This is a genomic window from Neisseria sp. CCUG12390 (genome assembly GCF_047837985.1).
Lineage (GTDB): Bacteria > Pseudomonadota > Gammaproteobacteria > Burkholderiales > Neisseriaceae > Neisseria.
On record NZ_CP181244.1, the window covers coordinates 2,197,789 to 2,211,973 of the forward strand.

Genomic DNA, 14,185 nt, shown 5'->3' on the forward strand with positions numbered 1-14,185 from the left:
GAATAATCACACCCAAAACAATCATACCAACCAAATAAAAAGGCCGTCTGAAACTTTCAGACGGCCTTTGCTTTCACAACAGATTTTAAAACTTAAACCCTAAAAATCCTTTACGCATCAATATTCTGCGCGACCAGTGCGTTGTTTTCGATGAACGCGCGGCGGGGTTCGACTTCGTCGCCCATCAGGGTAACGAACACTTCGTCGGCGGCGATAGCGTCTTCGATGCGCACTTTGAGCAGGCGGCGGACGTTCGGATCCATGGTGGTTTCCCAGAGCTGCTCGGGGTTCATCTCGCCCAAGCCTTTGTAACGCTGGATGCTCATGCCTTTTTGGGCGGCGGTCATCAGGGTGTCGAGGGCTTCTTCAAAGCCGGAAACGGCCTGTTCGTTGTCCCCTTTGACAAGCGTCAGCGTTTTGCCGGACAGTTCGCGCAGACGTTCGGCGGTTTGGCTGATGGTTTGGTAGGCTTTGCTGTTCAGGAATTTGGCTTCAAGGTAGCTTACCATCACGTTGCCGTGCAGCTTGCGGGTGATTTTGATGAAGTGGTGGCCTTCGCTGCCTTCGACACGCTCGAGGGCGACTTCTTTTTCGTCGAGCAGGGCATTCAGACGGCCTATGGCTTCGTCGGTGCTGTCTGCGGTTTCGAGGCTTACGGGTTCGGTGTGCAGTAGGGCGTTGAGCACCAGATTGTCGATGACGCGGCTTTCCTGCTCAATGGCGGCTTTGGCGAGCAGGAACTGTTTGGCAATCTGCTCTAACTCTTCGCCTTCGATGGTGCGGCCGTCTAAAACGATTTTGGCTTTGTCCAACGCGAGACCGAGCAGCCATTGGTCTTTTTCAAACTCGTCTTTCAGGTAGCGTTCCTGCTTGCCGTGTTTAGCTTTGTAGAGCGGCGGCTGGGCGATGTAGATGTAGCCTCGCTCGACCAGTTCGGGCATTTGGCGGTAGAAGAAGGTGAGCAGCAGCGTGCGGATGTGCGCGCCGTCCACGTCGGCATCGGTCATGATGATGATGCGGTGGTAGCGCAGTTTTTCGGGGTTGAATTCTTCTTTGCCGATGCCTGCGCCCAGCGCGGTAATCAGCGTGGCGACTTCCTGGCTGGCGAGCATTTTCTCGAAACGGGCTTTTTCCACGTTCAGGATTTTGCCTTTGAGCGGCAGGATGGCTTGGAATTTGCGGTCGCGCCCCTGTTTGGCCGAACCGCCCGCCGAGTCGCCCTCGACGAGGTAAAGCTCTGACAACGCAGGGTCTTTTTCCTGACAGTCGGCCAGTTTGCCGGGCAGCCCCAACCCGTCCATCACGCCTTTTCTGCGCGTGATTTCGCGGGCTTTGCGCGCGGCTTCACGGGCGCGGGCGGCATCGACGATTTTGCCGCAGATGGTTTTGGCTTCGTTGGGATTTTCTTCAAGGAATTCGGTCAAGGCTTGGTTGATAACTTCGTTAACCACAGGGCCGATTTCGCTGGAAACCAGCTTGTCTTTGGTTTGCGACGAGAATTTCGGGTCGGGCAGTTTCACGGACAACACGCAGGTCAAACCTTCACGCATATCGTCGCCCGCCGTTTCGATTTTGGCTTTTTTGGCGATTTCGTTGGCTTCGATGTAGTTGTTGATGGTGCGCGTCATCACTTGGCGCAGCGCGGTCAGGTGCGTGCCGCCGTCGCGCTGCGGGATGTTGTTGGTGAAACACTGCACGCTTTCCTGATAGCTGTCGTTCCACTGCATCGCCACTTCCACGCCCATGCCGTCTTTTTCGCCCGACGCGTAGAAGATTTTTTCGTGCAGCGGCGTTTTTTTGCGGTTCATGTACTGCACGAAACCGGCCACGCCGCCCGACAAGGCGAAACTCTCGTGCTTGCCGTCGCGCTCGTCGGTCAACTCAATGTCTACACCGTTGTTTAAGAAAGACAATTCGCGGATGCGTTTCGCCAGAATATCGAAGCTGTATTCGATGTTGCCGAACGTGGTTTCGCTGGCGCGAAAGCGCACGGTCGTGCCTTTTTTGTCGGACACGCCCACTTCTTTCAGCGGCTCTTCCGCCGCGCCGTGGACGAATTTGACGAAATGCTCTTTACCGTCGCGGTGGATGGTGAGCGTTACCCAGTCGGACAGCGCGTTCACCACCGACACGCCCACACCGTGCAGGCCGCCTGAAATTTTGTAGCTGTTGTTGTCGAACTTACCGCCCGCGTGCAGCACGGTCATGATGACTTCCGCCGCCGAACGCCCTTCTTTCGGGTGGATGCCGGTGGGCATGCCGCGGCCGTTGTCGGCCACGCTCACGGAATTGTCGGCGTGAATCACCACGTTGATTTTGTCGCAATGACCGGCCAGGGCTTCGTCGATGGCATTGTCGAGTACCTCGAACACCATATGGTGCAGGCCGCTGCCGTCCTGCGTGTCGCCGATGTACATACCCGGGCGTTTGCGCACCGCCTCCAAGCCTTCGAGGACTTGGATGCTGTCTGCGCCGTATTCTTCGTGTTTTTGGTCGGTCATAATCTTTATCTTTTTGAAACTGAATAGAAAAACAGGCCGTCTGAAACCTTGTTTTGCAGGCCCTGCATGAAGCCGGCAACGACTGTCGGCAAACTATGCGGCCAAACGGCAAATAACGCGTTATTATACCTGATTTTGCTGGATATTTCAGCTTTTCATACCGTAAAACAGCCATAGAAAACGCCGTCTGAAAAATTTTCAGACGGCGTTTTCTCCGTATCAAAAGCAGCTTTTCAGACGGCCTGAATCAAATCCGCATCGGCATCACGATGTATTTGAAATCGGGATTGTTCGGCATGGTAAACAGGGTCGAACGGTTGGCATCACCGAACGCAAGCTGCATATCGTCCGAATGGATGTTGCGCAATACGTCCATCAGATAGCCGATGTTGAAGCCGACTTCCAATTCGCCGCCCTGATAGGCGATTTCCAACTCTTCACGCGCTTCCTCCTGCTCGTTGTTGGAGCAGACCACGCTCAACAGCCCCGGCTGCAGGAACAGGCGCGCACCACGGAATTTTTCGTTGGCCAAAATCGACGCCCGCTCCAATGCACCTAACAATTCGGTACGCGATACCAAGAAGATTTTGTCGTTGTCCAGCGGAATCACGCGGTTGAAATCAGGGAATTTGCCGTCGATGACTTTGCTCACAATCACGGTATCGTTGCAGCGGAAACGCACTTGGTTGTTCAAAAGCTCGACGCTGATTTCTTCGCCCGGATGGTTCAGCAGCTTAAAGAGTTCCAACACGGTTTTACGCGGCAAAATCACTTCGGCTTTCGGCAATTCGGCCTCAATCGTCGCGGCGGAATAGGCCAGACGGTGGCCGTCGGTCGCCACCAGTCGCAACTGGCTGCCTTCCACCTGCATCAGCAGGCCGTTGAGGTAATAGCGGATGTCCTGCACGGCCATGCTGTACTGCACTTGCGAGAGCATGTTTTTAAAGGTTTCCTGTTTCAACGAAAAGGCCGCGCTCACATCCTCACCCACGCTCATCAGCGGGAAATCCTCCGCCGGCAGGGTTTGCAGCGCGAAACGCGATTTGCCGGCTTTCAGGGTCAGGCGGTTGTCCGCCCAATCCAGCGACACGACGGCACTGTCCGGCAGCGCGCGCAGGATGTCTTGGAGTTTTTTGGCGTTGGTGGTAATGCGGAAATCCCCGGCCTGGCTGTCGGGGCCGTGGGTGTTGATTTGGATTTCCAAGTCGGTCGCCAGAATATTGGTTCGGCCGTTGCTGCTTTCGATTAATACGTTGGACAGAATCGGCAGGGTATGGCGGCGTTCCACAATACCGGTAACGGCTTGCAGCGGCTTGAGAATGCTGTCGCGGTCGGCTTGTAAAATTAACATGGGAAAGTCCTTTGGATTTTGTTTGGTTTTGTCGGTATCGGATTAGTTTTCAGACGGCCTGTCAAAAGATTGAGGCCGTCTGAAAGATTGTTTTTCAAACAACGGGTTTTATCGTTTCAAACATTAACGGCACAGACAATAAGTGTCCGCACGCTACGCATGACTGCCTGCTTGATCTGATACATTTTCAGACGGCCTTTCCGTGTTTCACGGCCGTCTGAAAAATCAGAACATCAGTTCTGAATCATAATCAGCAGTTTTTCGTAATCCTGCGCCAACTCGGGGTCGTCTTCGCGCAGTTTCGCCACGGCTTTCACCCCGTGCATGACCGTGGTGTGGTCGCGTCCGCCGAACGCATCGCCGATGGAAGGCAGGCTCAGATTGGTCAGCTCTTTGGTCAAGCTCATCGCCACCTGGCGCGGACGGGCAATGTTGCGTGTGCGTTTTTTCCCCAAAATATCACTGATTTTGATGCGGTAATATTTGGCAGTCGCATCAATAATCAGATCGGCGGTAATCACCTTATGGCGCACGGCGATGATGTCTTGCAGCGCATCACGCGCCAAATCGATGTCGATCGGCTTGTTCATAAAGCGGCTGCTTGCGCTGACGCGGTTGAACGCGCCTTCCAGCTCGCGCACATTGGAACGGATTAGGTTGGCAATGAAAAATGCGGCTTCTTCGGTCAGGTTCACGCCGGCGGATTCGGCTTTTTTCTGCAAAATCGCCACGCGCATTTCCAATTCGGGCGGCTCGAGTTCCAGCGTCAAGCCCCATGAAAAACGCGATTTCAGACGGTCGTCCATGTCTTCGATTTTGGCCGGCAATACGTCGCAGGTCAGAATCAACTGTTTCTTTTCATTATGGAAATGATTGTACAGATAGAAAAATTCTTCCATCGTACGGTCTTTGCCTTTGATGAACTGAATATCGTCGATAATCAGCAAATCGTATTGCTTGTACTGCTGCTTGAACACGTCGTAGCTGTTGGTGCGCACGGCATTCATAAAGCTGCGGATATAGTCGTCGGAATGCATGTAGCGCACTTTGGCGTCGGGCTTGTTTTTCAGCAATTCGTTGCCGATGGCCTGCACCAAGTGGGTCTTACCCAAGCCTGTACTGCCGTACAGGAAAAACGGGTTATAGCTCTGCCCCGGATTTTCCGCAATCGATTGCGCGGCAGCGGCGGCGATACGGTTGCCCTTGCCTTCGACCAAGGTTGCAAACGTGTAATCCGACGATAAATTGGTGGCGTGATAACGTGCCTCTTCTGCCTCGCGCTGAACTTCCTGCTTGATTTTGCCCGGTGCGTTTTTTTCTTCGGCCGCCTCCGGCGCAGATTTACTTTCAGGCAAGGTTTTCAAACGCTCGGCCAAAATGTCGGCGGCGGATTTTTTCGGTGTCGGCTTGGCGGCATGTTCAGACGGCATCACCGAAGCGGCCTGTACCGGCTCTGCTGCGGTCTCCGGCACTTGGGATTCCGCCGTTTCGGCCTGATCGTTTTCGAAGGCAGGCGCATCATTTTGCGCCGCCATGGCATAGCTTTGCCCCGCTCCGACCTTAAACAGCACGGCAGCCTGCTCCGGTGCCAATTGCGCCCGCACGGCTTCAATCTTGGACGCAAATTGGTTTTTCAACATATTGACGGCAAACTGGTTTTTCCCGTAAACGACCCACACACCGCCTTCCTCGCCCACGGTCAGCGGCGCAATCCACTGCTGGAATTGCTGCGCGGGCAAGGTCTGATTCATACTCAAAAGGCACTGCGGCCAAAATTCGGCTAAAGTCATGGACGGCTCGGAATGAGAAACGGAAGAATAATAAACAGCAAAGGCCGTCTGAAAAGAAAATATTAATCGCTTGATTCATAATGCTTTCAGACGGCCTGAAATATATCGGCACATACGATTCGACGATTATACTGAATTTTATCCACAACCGCATTAAATTTTTATCCACAACAGAAATGTTTTCTTTGCGGCACTGCCCGCCGTATTTTTGTCCGCCTATCTGTTTGCGATGAAGATTAAATCCAACACATTCAATCCTTTTCCGCAAACGAAGCCGCCATATCGATTGACAAAATCTTCAAATTGGGGTGTAATCCGCAGTTTAATTCTACCGATTTTTTTAGGAAAAGACATGAAACGCACTTATCAACCTTCCGTTACCAAACGCAAACGCACCCACGGTTTCCTGGTTCGCTCTAAAACCCGCGGCGGCCGCGCCGTTTTGGCTGCGCGCCGTGCCAAAGGCCGCAAACGTCTGGCTGTGTAATCTTGAATTACGGCTTCGGCAGGCAGTACCGCTTATTAAAAACGGATGATTATTCATCCGTTTTTGCGTTGAGAAACCGCAAAAGCCGCGACCTGCTCCATGTTTCGCAATCCGGCGACAACGGCTTGGGGCATCCGCGCCTGGGTCTGGTCGTCAGCAAGAAAACCGCCAAACGCGCCAACAAACGCAACTACATGAAACGCGTCATCCGCGATTGGTTCCGTCTCCACAGAGACCAACTGCCGCCGCATGATTACGTGGTGCAGGTACGCCGCCTGTTTACGCGTGACAATGCACCCGAAGCGCGCGAGCAGCTTGCCCAACTCATGATGCGGAAACGCCGATGAAATCGCCTTTGGCCAGACTGATGCTTTTGCTGGTTCGGTTTTACCAATACGCCGTCAGCCCGCTCATTCCGCCGCGTTGCCGTTTCACACCGACCTGCTCCCAATATGCCGTCGAAGCCATACAGAAACACGGCGCATTCAAAGGCGGTTGGCTGGCTTTGAAACGCATTGCCCGCTGCCATCCTTTCGGCGGTTCCGGCCACGATCCCGTGCCTTAAGCTCAAATCAAACGGGATTTTCTTTCATTTTTTCCCGTTTTACCGTCCCATGACAAAGGCCGTCTGAAAATATAGGATTGCCTGCATACCGATCTTCATGAAAATCATCGCTGATTCGGCATGATTTCCTTTTATTTCCCAGCGATTTCTATATAATGCCGTCTGAAGCAATTTTCAGAACTTTATGTACATATCCAGCAATTCCAGGAATTTTTTATGGATTTCAAAAGACTTATGGCATTTTTTGCCATCGCCTTGTTGATTTTGATGGGTTGGGAAAAACTCTTCCCCTCGCCAAAACCGACTCCGGCACAACAAGCCGCGCAACAGCAGCAACAGGCAGCCGCCGTTGCCCAAAGCGAAGCGGCCCTTACCCCAGCCGCACCGATTACCGTGACCACCGATACGGTAAAAGCCGTCATCGACGAGAAGAGTGGTGATTTGCGCCGCATGACCTTGCTGAAATACCAGGCCACCGGCGATGAAAGCAAAGATTTTGTTTTGTTTAACGACGACAAAACCTATACTTACGTCGCCCAATCCGAATTATTGGACGCACAAGGCAATAACGTATTGAAAGGCGTTAATTTCACCGCCGCACAAAAAGACTACGTTCTCAACGGCAACACCATCGAAGTCCGCCTGAGCGCGCCGGAAACCAACGGCCTGAAAATCGACAAAATCTATACCTTTACCAAAGACAGCTATTTGGTCAATGTCCGTTTCGACGTCGCCAACAGCACCGGCCATCCGGTCAATCTGACGGCGAACTATAATGTCGTGCGCGACAACAGCGAACCGGAAGGCCAAGGCTACTTTACCCATTCTTACGTCGGCCCCGTGGTGTACACACCGGAAGACGAATTCCAAAAAGTCGACTTTTCCGATTTGGATGACGATGCACAATCCGGCAAAAACGAAGCCGAATACGCCCGCCAAACCAAAACCGGCTGGCTGGGCATGATTGAGCACCACTTCATGGCCACTTGGATTCTGCAACCGAAAGACGGCCAAACCGTCTGCGCCCAAGGCGACTGTAAAATCGACATCAAACGCCGCAACGACAATTTATACAGCGCGGGCGTGAGCGTGCCGTTGGCTGCCATCCCTGCAAACGGCAGCAGCCAAGCCTCAATCGGCCTGTATGCCGGCCCGCAAACGACCGACACACTGGTTCAAGTAGCGGACAATCTGCAACTGGCCAAAGACTACGGCAAAGTGCATTGGTTTGCATCCCCACTGTTCTGGCTCTTGAACGAACTGCACGATTTAATCGGCAACTGGGGCTGGGCAATCGTCGCCCTGACCGTCATCGTCAAAGCCGTGCTGTATCCGCTGACCAACGCCTCTTACCGCTCGATGGCGAAAATGCGTGCCGTCGCGCCCAAGCTGCAGGCCATCAAAGACAAATACGGCGACGACCGCATGGCGCAGCAGCAAGCCATGATGCAGATGTATAAAGACGAGAAAATCAATCCGCTCGGCGGCTGTTTGCCGATGCTGTTGCAGATTCCCGTATTCATCGGTCTGTATTGGGCATTGTTCGCTTCGGTAGAATTGCGCCAAGCACCTTGGCTGGGCTGGATTCAAGACTTGAGCCGTCCCGATCCGTGGTTCATCCTGCCGCTGATTATGGCCGCGACCATGTTCATCCAAACTTATCTGAACCCGCCGCCGACCGACCCGATGCAGGCGAAAATGATGAAGATTATGCCGCTGATTTTCTCGGTAATGTTCTTCTTCTTCCCTGCCGGCCTGGTGCTTTACTGGGTAGTGAACAACCTGTTGACCATCGCGCAGCAGTGGTGGATTAACAAAAGCATTGAGAAGCAACGTGCCCAGGGCGAAGTCGTTTCTTAATACAAAACAAACAAGGCCGTCTGAAAATATTTTTTCAGACGGCCTTGCTGTATTCATCAGCCTTAAATCATGTTTCATACACTTTGATTAAAACATCAATTCTTCAGGAAAATCCGCCACGATTTTCCGCTTCTTGCTGCATTTCACCTGCGTCACATACCGCTCTTCCCCATTCACCAAACGATGCACCGTTACCCCGTAAACCGTTTTTTGACGCGGCGACAATCTGTCTGTCGATGAAAACAGCGTATATTGATAATGACCGTTTTGCAGTACCAGATTCGTCCACAGATCACGCCCGATACCGCCCCAACGCGGCGAACGGTCAACCGCTTGCTGCCGGTCGTTTTCGAACATCAATTCCGTACGGCCAGGCTTGCCGAAGCGGTAACGGAATTTACCACCCTGCTCCGTCACCCGAACCTGCTTGCCCTGCGCATTGGTGCAGAAAAAAATGAGCTTATCCGCATGAACCGACGGTGCAAATACCAACAATATCAGCAGCCAATAAGGTTTCACAGTCTTCAATTTTTATTCCTTTTACGGCATCAAAAATTTACCTGCCAAGTTTGAGGCTGTCTGAAAATATTGCAATGAAATCCATAAATTTCCATGCTGCCTTTCAGACAGCCTGAAACCTTTCAACACTACCCCGCATACAGCACAAATATCGTCGGCCGTTTCTTCAGATTCGGCAGTTCTTTCAGTTTTTTCCAATCCGCTACTGTCTTACTCACAATGGTTTGCGTCGGCAAGGTCAAATCACAGGCGATGCACAAGCGCGTTTCGGCGTTCAGGTTTTCCAGCGCATCGGCCAGCAAAACATCATTGCGGTAAGGCGTTTCGATGAAAAGCTGCGTCTCGCTTTGGCTGCGGCTGCGCTTTTCCAAGGCTTTCAAGGCTTCGATACGCTCGGATTTTTCAGACGGCAAATAACCCTTAAAAGCAAAATTCTGTCCGTTCGCACCAGATGCCATCAATGCCAGCAACAAACTCGACGGCCCCACCAGCGGCCGTACTTCAAATCCATTTTTGTGCGCCAATGCCACCAAATTCGCACCCGGATCGGCCACCGCCGGACAACCGGCCTCGCTGACAATACCCATGCTCCGCCCTTCCAGCAAAGGCTTGAGCAGCTCAGGCAGAGTTTTCAAATCGGTGTGCTCATTGAGCGTTTGCAGATTCAGCTCGCGAATCGGCGTGGTAACACCCAAATGTTTCAAATGCGAACGGGCGGTTTTTTCGGCCTCCACCACAAAATCAGTCAGACCCGTAATCTGCGCCTGCTCGTGAGGCAGCAGACACGGCGTATCGGGTGTACCTAAGGGCGTGGGAATCAGGTATAAAACAGGATTCATCATTTGCTTTCTCTTACAGGCCGTCTGAAATATTCAGACGGCCTCGAATAATTGTATCAGTTTGAAAGGCCGCGATATTTCCTGACGGCCTGATGTGATGTTCGTATAGGCCGTCTGAAAATTTAAGCGCGTACTGACGCAGCGGCTTCTGCCCGGTGCGCCATGTGCAGCGTCAGGGCAGCCCATATACCGCCTGCGGTAAGACAGGGAATGTTGCCGAAAAATATGTAGGCAAAAATGGTGAGGGGAGAAAAATCCGTATGCCGCAAACCCTTGAAGGTTTCGGGGCGTGTCAGACCGAACAGGTTAAGCAGCGGTTCCCACCACCATGAAAATAACGGCGTATAGAGCAACGGCATCAGCCAGTAGGAACTGAAAACCGCATACAGTCCCGTCAAAATAAATATGGCGGAGCAGCCAGATGGCAGGGGCTGTTTTTGCCTGTATTGCCGCCACAGTAACAGGCAGGCAATGATAATCTGCATGACTACGGCAGCCAACAGCCAATAAAACAGAACAGTATTCAGGCGTGAAATTTCGGGATTGTATCTTTCGCGATGCGAAGCGGTAGCCAGAAAGCTGTACCACGCAGGCAGCCATACGAAAGACAAAACTGCCGCACCAACCCATGCACGCGGATGACGCAGCAGAAACGGCTTGTCCCACAATTTTCGGCACATAACGAAAATCTGCCACAACACGAACAGCATGACACTTGAAACCGAAATCAACAAAAATATGAGTACCGCCACCCTCATAATATTTCCAAGCCTTCGTTGTGCAAAAATTCCACCAACTTGAAGATCGGCAGACCGATAAGCGCATTGGGATCGGTACTGTCGATTCGCTCCAGCAAAGCCGCACCCAAGCCTTCGCTTTTCGCAGCCCCCGCACAATAAACCGCATCAGGCTCGCGCTCGAGATAACGGCGGATTTGCATATCCGTCAATTCGCGCATAATCACGGCCGTTTTATCGACATGCCGCTGCAACCTGCCGGAACCGGTGTTCAAAAGTACGATTGCACTGTAAAATTCAATGTGCTTGCCGCTGAGTCCGGCCAGCATTTGTTGTGCATTCGCTACGTTCATCGGTTTGCCCAATTGCCGCTCACCGCTCCACGCCACCTGGTCGGCACCGATAACCAGCGCGTTCGGATACTGCGCCGCCAGTGAACGCGCCTTACCCTCGGCCAACCGCAAAGCCGTATCGTACGCCGACTCTCCCGCAACAGGCGTTTCGTCGAAATCAGGCGAGGCCGTCTGAAAATCCAGACCCAAACGCTCAAGCTGGCTTTTGCGGAATACCGAACCCGACCCTAAGATTAATGGCAGTTTCTCACTCATTTTTGCTTAAAAATATTGACGTTAGACTGCTGAAATTATATCATACCCCGTTTATGTTAGACCCTAATTTGATTGACCCGGAAGTTTTCGCCACCGAAAAGCAGAACCTGCAAGGCAGTTTCACACTTGAGGAATTGGACGAACGCGTTTGGTCGCACGAATACCCGGCCGACAGGCAAACCCGAGTATCGTTTACGCTGCAAGGCGGACGCGACCGCTTGCAGCGTCTGTTTCTTGATTTGACGGTTCAGGCAGATATGCCGCTGCTCTGCCAGCGTTGTATGAAGCCTATGCCGTTCGAACTCAACGAAAGCAGCCGGATTGTTCTCTTTGCCGATGAAACGCATTTGGATGAAGCCATGCTCTCCGACGAGGAATTGGAAGGTATGCTGATAACCAAAGAGCTTGACGTACGGGAATTGGTTGAAGACCAAATCCTGATGGCTTTGCCGTTTTCACCGCGCCACGAAGACTGCGGCAATGTTTCGCTGGAGCAGGTCAATCAGGACAAACCCAACCCCTTTGCTGTTTTAAAAGGTTTGAAAGCAGCTGATTAGGACACAGTATTATTTATCTAGGAGCTTGAAATGGCCGTTCAACAAAATAAAAAATCCCCTTCCAAACGCGGTATGCACCGTTCGCACGATGCCCTGACCGCACCTGCGTTGTCTGTCGACAGCAACACCGGTGAAGTGCACCGCCCGCACCACATTTCGCCTAACGGCATGTACCGTGGCCGCAAAGTGGTTAAAGCCAAAGGCGAATAATCGATTCGACTGACTGAAAAAGCCAGAATATTGCCCTGCAATGCTGGCTTTTTTACGTTACACCGCTGAGCCTGAATGTTTTGCAAAGCAATCATTTCCGGTACATTTTGCAACCTCCTCAATCGGGACTGAACAATGACTCAGAAAATCTGGTATACATACGATGATATCCATCGGGTAATCAAAAATCTGGCTGAAAAAATCCAACACTCCGGCGTCAAATACGATGCAATGATCGCCATCGGCGGTGGCGGCTTCATTCCCGCCCGTATGCTACGCTGTTTTTTGGAAATCCCGATTTACGCCGTAACTACTGCATATTACGACAGTGACAACGAAGGCCAAGTAACCGGAGAAGTAAAAAAAGTCCAATGGCTCGATCCTTTGCCGGAAGCCTTGAAAGGTAAAAACGTGCTGGTCGTCGACGAAGTGGACGACAGCCGGGTAACAATGGAATTTTGCCTGACCGAATTGCAGAAAGAAGATTTCAACACCATCGGCGTGGCCGTGCTGCATGAAAAAATCAAGGAAAAAGCGGGCAAAATCCCGGAAAATATTCCTTATTTCAGCGGCATTACCGTTGAGGACTGGTGGATTAACTACCCTTGGGATGCAGCGGACATCGACGAACACAATGCCTTGGCATCCAAAGTCCGGCTCTGATACTCCGATAAATCCAATATCTTTCGGATAACGCAACCATACAAACCAACTGTAAGAAATGCCGCCATCGACGGCATTTACGGTTTCAGACGGCCTTTTCAGACGAAAGGCCGTCTGAAACGCAAAACGGAGAACCACATGATTACCATAGCCGTAGATGCCATGGGCGGAGATGCCGGCCTAACGGTTACCGTACCGGGCGCCGTGGCATTTTTGAAGCAGCAGCCCAATGCGCACCTACTCATGACCGGAGATGAACTCCTGCTGCAACAAGCCCTGAAAACTGCCCAAGCCCCGATGGATCGCATCAGTATCGTTCATGCCAGCCAAGTGGTCGAGATGGATGAAGCACCGCAACTGGCTCTGAAAAATAAAAAAGACTCTTCGATGCGCGTGGCGATTAATCAAGTAAAAGAAGGCAATGCACAAGCCGCCGTATCTGCCGGGAACACCGGCGCATTAATGGCAACCGCCCGTTTTGTACTGAAAACCATTCCGGGCATCGAGCGTCCGGCCATTGCCAAATTCATTCCTTCCGGCAACCCCGGACACATGACGCTGATGTTGGATTTAGGTGCCAACGTGGATTGCAATGCAGACCAACTGACCCAGTTTGCCGTCATCGGCAGCGAGCTGGTGCAGGCTATGCACCCCGAAAAAGGCCGGCCCCGCGTCGGCTTGCTGAACGTCGGTACGGAAGACATCAAAGGCACCGAAACCGTTAAGCAAACGTTCAAGCTGCTCAAAAGCAGCAAATTAAATTTCATCGGCAACGTAGAAGGCAATGATGTATTCAACGACGAAGTCGATGTTGTGGTGACTGACGGCTTCGTCGGCAATATCATGCTGAAAACCATCGAAGGTGCGATAAAATTTATGAGCAGCGCCATCAAACAGGAATTCAGCCGCAATATATTCAACAAAATGGCTGCCGTTACCGCCCTGCCCGCCTTGAAAGGTATGAAAGCCAAACTGGATCCGCGTAAATTCAACGGCGCGATTTTCTTAGGCTTACGCGGCGTAGTCATTAAAAGCCACGGCGGAACGGACGAAGTCGGCTTTATGTATGCTCTGGAAGAAGCCTATCACGAAGCCAGGTTCGCCAGCTTGGCCAAAATCGAGCAGGGCGTAGCCGATCAATTGGCCGCATTGGAAGAAGTGCGCGAACAGGAAGCATTAGCCAGCGGCGTATCCCATATCAGTACGCCTTGAAACCAGCCCTCCGGCTGATATTAAATTCCGCCGCAAGAGCCAGCCGCCTCTCGGTCAACGCAGGAATAACGGCGGTCTACCGTACCGATTGGGTCGCCGACATCTCCAAACACAGCCTGAAACAAAGCGCACTACCCCCACACCAAGGCGTGCAGACTCACCATTTTGGCCGTGTTCAATCTGCTTCAACATAAATTCTTCAGCCCCGAGGCCGTCTGAAACCAAACATTTCAGACGGCCTCGATATTGTCGGCAAACTTTACCCAGCCCCTATAAAACAACTGTT

15 protein-coding genes are annotated in these 14,185 nt (G+C 52.2%); 8 read left to right on the forward strand and 7 right to left on the reverse strand.

Annotated elements, in window-relative coordinates:
* Positions 1-110: 110 nt before the first annotated feature.
* The 3 genes from gyrB to dnaA all read right to left on the reverse strand — a co-directional run bounded on the left by gyrB (position 111) and on the right by dnaA (position 5,642).
* A complete protein-coding gene (gene gyrB / locus ACM67E_RS10100; RefSeq protein WP_416191318.1) occupies positions 111-2,501 on the reverse strand; it encodes a DNA topoisomerase (ATP-hydrolyzing) subunit B in 2,391 nt (796 codons plus the stop codon).
* A gap of 247 nt (positions 2,502-2,748) precedes the next feature.
* Positions 2,749-3,852: a DNA polymerase III subunit beta gene (gene dnaN / locus ACM67E_RS10105; RefSeq protein WP_416191319.1), complete on the reverse strand. Its 1,104-nt coding sequence runs from the start codon at positions 3,850-3,852 to the stop codon at positions 2,749-2,751.
* A gap of 233 nt (positions 3,853-4,085) precedes the next feature.
* The gene (gene dnaA, locus ACM67E_RS10110) at positions 4,086-5,642 is read right to left on the reverse strand and encodes a chromosomal replication initiator protein DnaA (protein ID WP_416191320.1); all 1,557 of its coding nucleotides are present in this window, start codon (positions 5,640-5,642) and stop codon (positions 4,086-4,088) included.
* Between the two features lie 352 nt (positions 5,643-5,994).
* On the opposite strand from dnaA, the gene rpmH reads away from it, so the two are divergent.
* From rpmH to yidC, 4 genes are all read left to right on the forward strand, one after another.
* Positions 5,995-6,129, forward strand: coding sequence for a 50S ribosomal protein L34 (rpmH, locus tag ACM67E_RS10115; protein WP_002214728.1), 135 nt, complete (start codon positions 5,995-5,997; stop codon positions 6,127-6,129).
* Positions 6,130-6,131: 2 nt separating this feature from the next.
* Complete coding sequence (gene rnpA, locus ACM67E_RS10120; RefSeq protein WP_416191321.1) at positions 6,132-6,476, forward strand: ribonuclease P protein component; 345 nt, start codon at positions 6,132-6,134, stop codon at positions 6,474-6,476.
* Positions 6,473-6,694 (forward strand): membrane protein insertion efficiency factor YidD, encoded by a 222-nt coding sequence (gene yidD / locus ACM67E_RS10125; protein WP_416191322.1) that lies wholly within the window; start codon positions 6,473-6,475, stop codon positions 6,692-6,694. The genes rnpA and yidD overlap by 4 nt, the downstream gene beginning before the upstream one ends.
* 216 nt (positions 6,695-6,910) lie before the next feature.
* Positions 6,911-8,554 (forward strand): membrane protein insertase YidC, encoded by a 1,644-nt coding sequence (gene yidC, locus ACM67E_RS10130; protein ID WP_416191323.1) that lies wholly within the window; start codon positions 6,911-6,913, stop codon positions 8,552-8,554.
* Positions 8,555-8,641: 87 nt separating this feature from the next.
* On the opposite strand, the gene ACM67E_RS10135 is transcribed toward yidC, so the two are convergent.
* The 4 genes from ACM67E_RS10135 to ACM67E_RS10150 form a co-directional block, all read right to left on the reverse strand.
* Complete coding sequence (locus tag ACM67E_RS10135) at positions 8,642-9,082, reverse strand: hypothetical protein (RefSeq protein ID WP_416191324.1); 441 nt, start codon at positions 9,080-9,082, stop codon at positions 8,642-8,644.
* 119 nt (positions 9,083-9,201) lie between these two features.
* A complete protein-coding gene (locus ACM67E_RS10140; protein ID WP_416192776.1) occupies positions 9,202-9,912 on the reverse strand; it encodes an SAM-dependent methyltransferase in 711 nt (236 codons plus the stop codon).
* A 122-nt stretch (positions 9,913-10,034) separates the two neighbouring features.
* Entirely contained in the window at positions 10,035-10,670 is a 636-nt protein-coding gene (locus tag ACM67E_RS10145; protein ID WP_416191325.1) for a hypothetical protein, read from the reverse strand.
* Entirely contained in the window at positions 10,667-11,257 is a 591-nt protein-coding gene (locus ACM67E_RS10150) for a Maf family protein (protein WP_416191326.1), read from the reverse strand. The genes ACM67E_RS10145 and ACM67E_RS10150 overlap by 4 nt, the downstream gene beginning before the upstream one ends.
* Before the next feature lie 53 nt (positions 11,258-11,310).
* On the opposite strand from ACM67E_RS10150, the gene ACM67E_RS10155 reads away from it, so the two are divergent.
* From ACM67E_RS10155 to plsX, 4 genes are all read left to right on the forward strand, one after another.
* A complete protein-coding gene (locus tag ACM67E_RS10155; protein WP_416191327.1) occupies positions 11,311-11,814 on the forward strand; it encodes a YceD family protein in 504 nt (167 codons plus the stop codon).
* Positions 11,815-11,844: 30 nt separating this feature from the next.
* Positions 11,845-12,024: a 50S ribosomal protein L32 gene (gene rpmF, locus ACM67E_RS10160; protein ID WP_095503301.1), complete on the forward strand. Its 180-nt coding sequence runs from the start codon at positions 11,845-11,847 to the stop codon at positions 12,022-12,024.
* Positions 12,025-12,159: 135 nt separating this feature from the next.
* Positions 12,160-12,687 (forward strand): phosphoribosyltransferase, encoded by a 528-nt coding sequence (locus ACM67E_RS10165; protein ID WP_416191328.1) that lies wholly within the window; start codon positions 12,160-12,162, stop codon positions 12,685-12,687.
* A gap of 138 nt (positions 12,688-12,825) precedes the next feature.
* Positions 12,826-13,899: a phosphate acyltransferase PlsX gene (gene plsX, locus ACM67E_RS10170; RefSeq protein WP_416191329.1), complete on the forward strand. Its 1,074-nt coding sequence runs from the start codon at positions 12,826-12,828 to the stop codon at positions 13,897-13,899.
* Positions 13,900-14,185 lie beyond the last annotated feature (286 nt).

Coding starts and splice junctions, on each gene's coding strand:
- ACM67E_RS10150 (WP_416191326.1), bottom strand. CDS start 11,257: ATGAGTGAGAAACTGCCATTAATCTTAGGGTCGGGTTCGGTATTCCGC.
- dnaA (WP_416191320.1), bottom strand. CDS start 5,642: ATGACTTTAGCCGAATTTTGGCCGCAGTGCCTTTTGAGTATGAATCAG.
- ACM67E_RS10145 (WP_416191325.1), bottom strand. CDS start 10,670: ATGAGGGTGGCGGTACTCATATTTTTGTTGATTTCGGTTTCAAGTGTC.
- yidC (WP_416191323.1), top strand. CDS start 6,911: ATGGATTTCAAAAGACTTATGGCATTTTTTGCCATCGCCTTGTTGATT.
- plsX (WP_416191329.1), top strand. CDS start 12,826: ATGATTACCATAGCCGTAGATGCCATGGGCGGAGATGCCGGCCTAACG.
- ACM67E_RS10155 (WP_416191327.1), top strand. CDS start 11,311: ATGTTAGACCCTAATTTGATTGACCCGGAAGTTTTCGCCACCGAAAAG.
- rpmH (WP_002214728.1), top strand. CDS start 5,995: ATGAAACGCACTTATCAACCTTCCGTTACCAAACGCAAACGCACCCAC.
- gyrB (WP_416191318.1), bottom strand. CDS start 2,501: ATGACCGACCAAAAACACGAAGAATACGGCGCAGACAGCATCCAAGTC.
- yidD (WP_416191322.1), top strand. CDS start 6,473: ATGAAATCGCCTTTGGCCAGACTGATGCTTTTGCTGGTTCGGTTTTAC.
- ACM67E_RS10165 (WP_416191328.1), top strand. CDS start 12,160: ATGACTCAGAAAATCTGGTATACATACGATGATATCCATCGGGTAATC.
- rpmF (WP_095503301.1), top strand. CDS start 11,845: ATGGCCGTTCAACAAAATAAAAAATCCCCTTCCAAACGCGGTATGCAC.
- dnaN (WP_416191319.1), bottom strand. CDS start 3,852: ATGTTAATTTTACAAGCCGACCGCGACAGCATTCTCAAGCCGCTGCAA.
- ACM67E_RS10140 (WP_416192776.1), bottom strand. CDS start 9,912: ATGAATCCTGTTTTATACCTGATTCCCACGCCCTTAGGTACACCCGAT.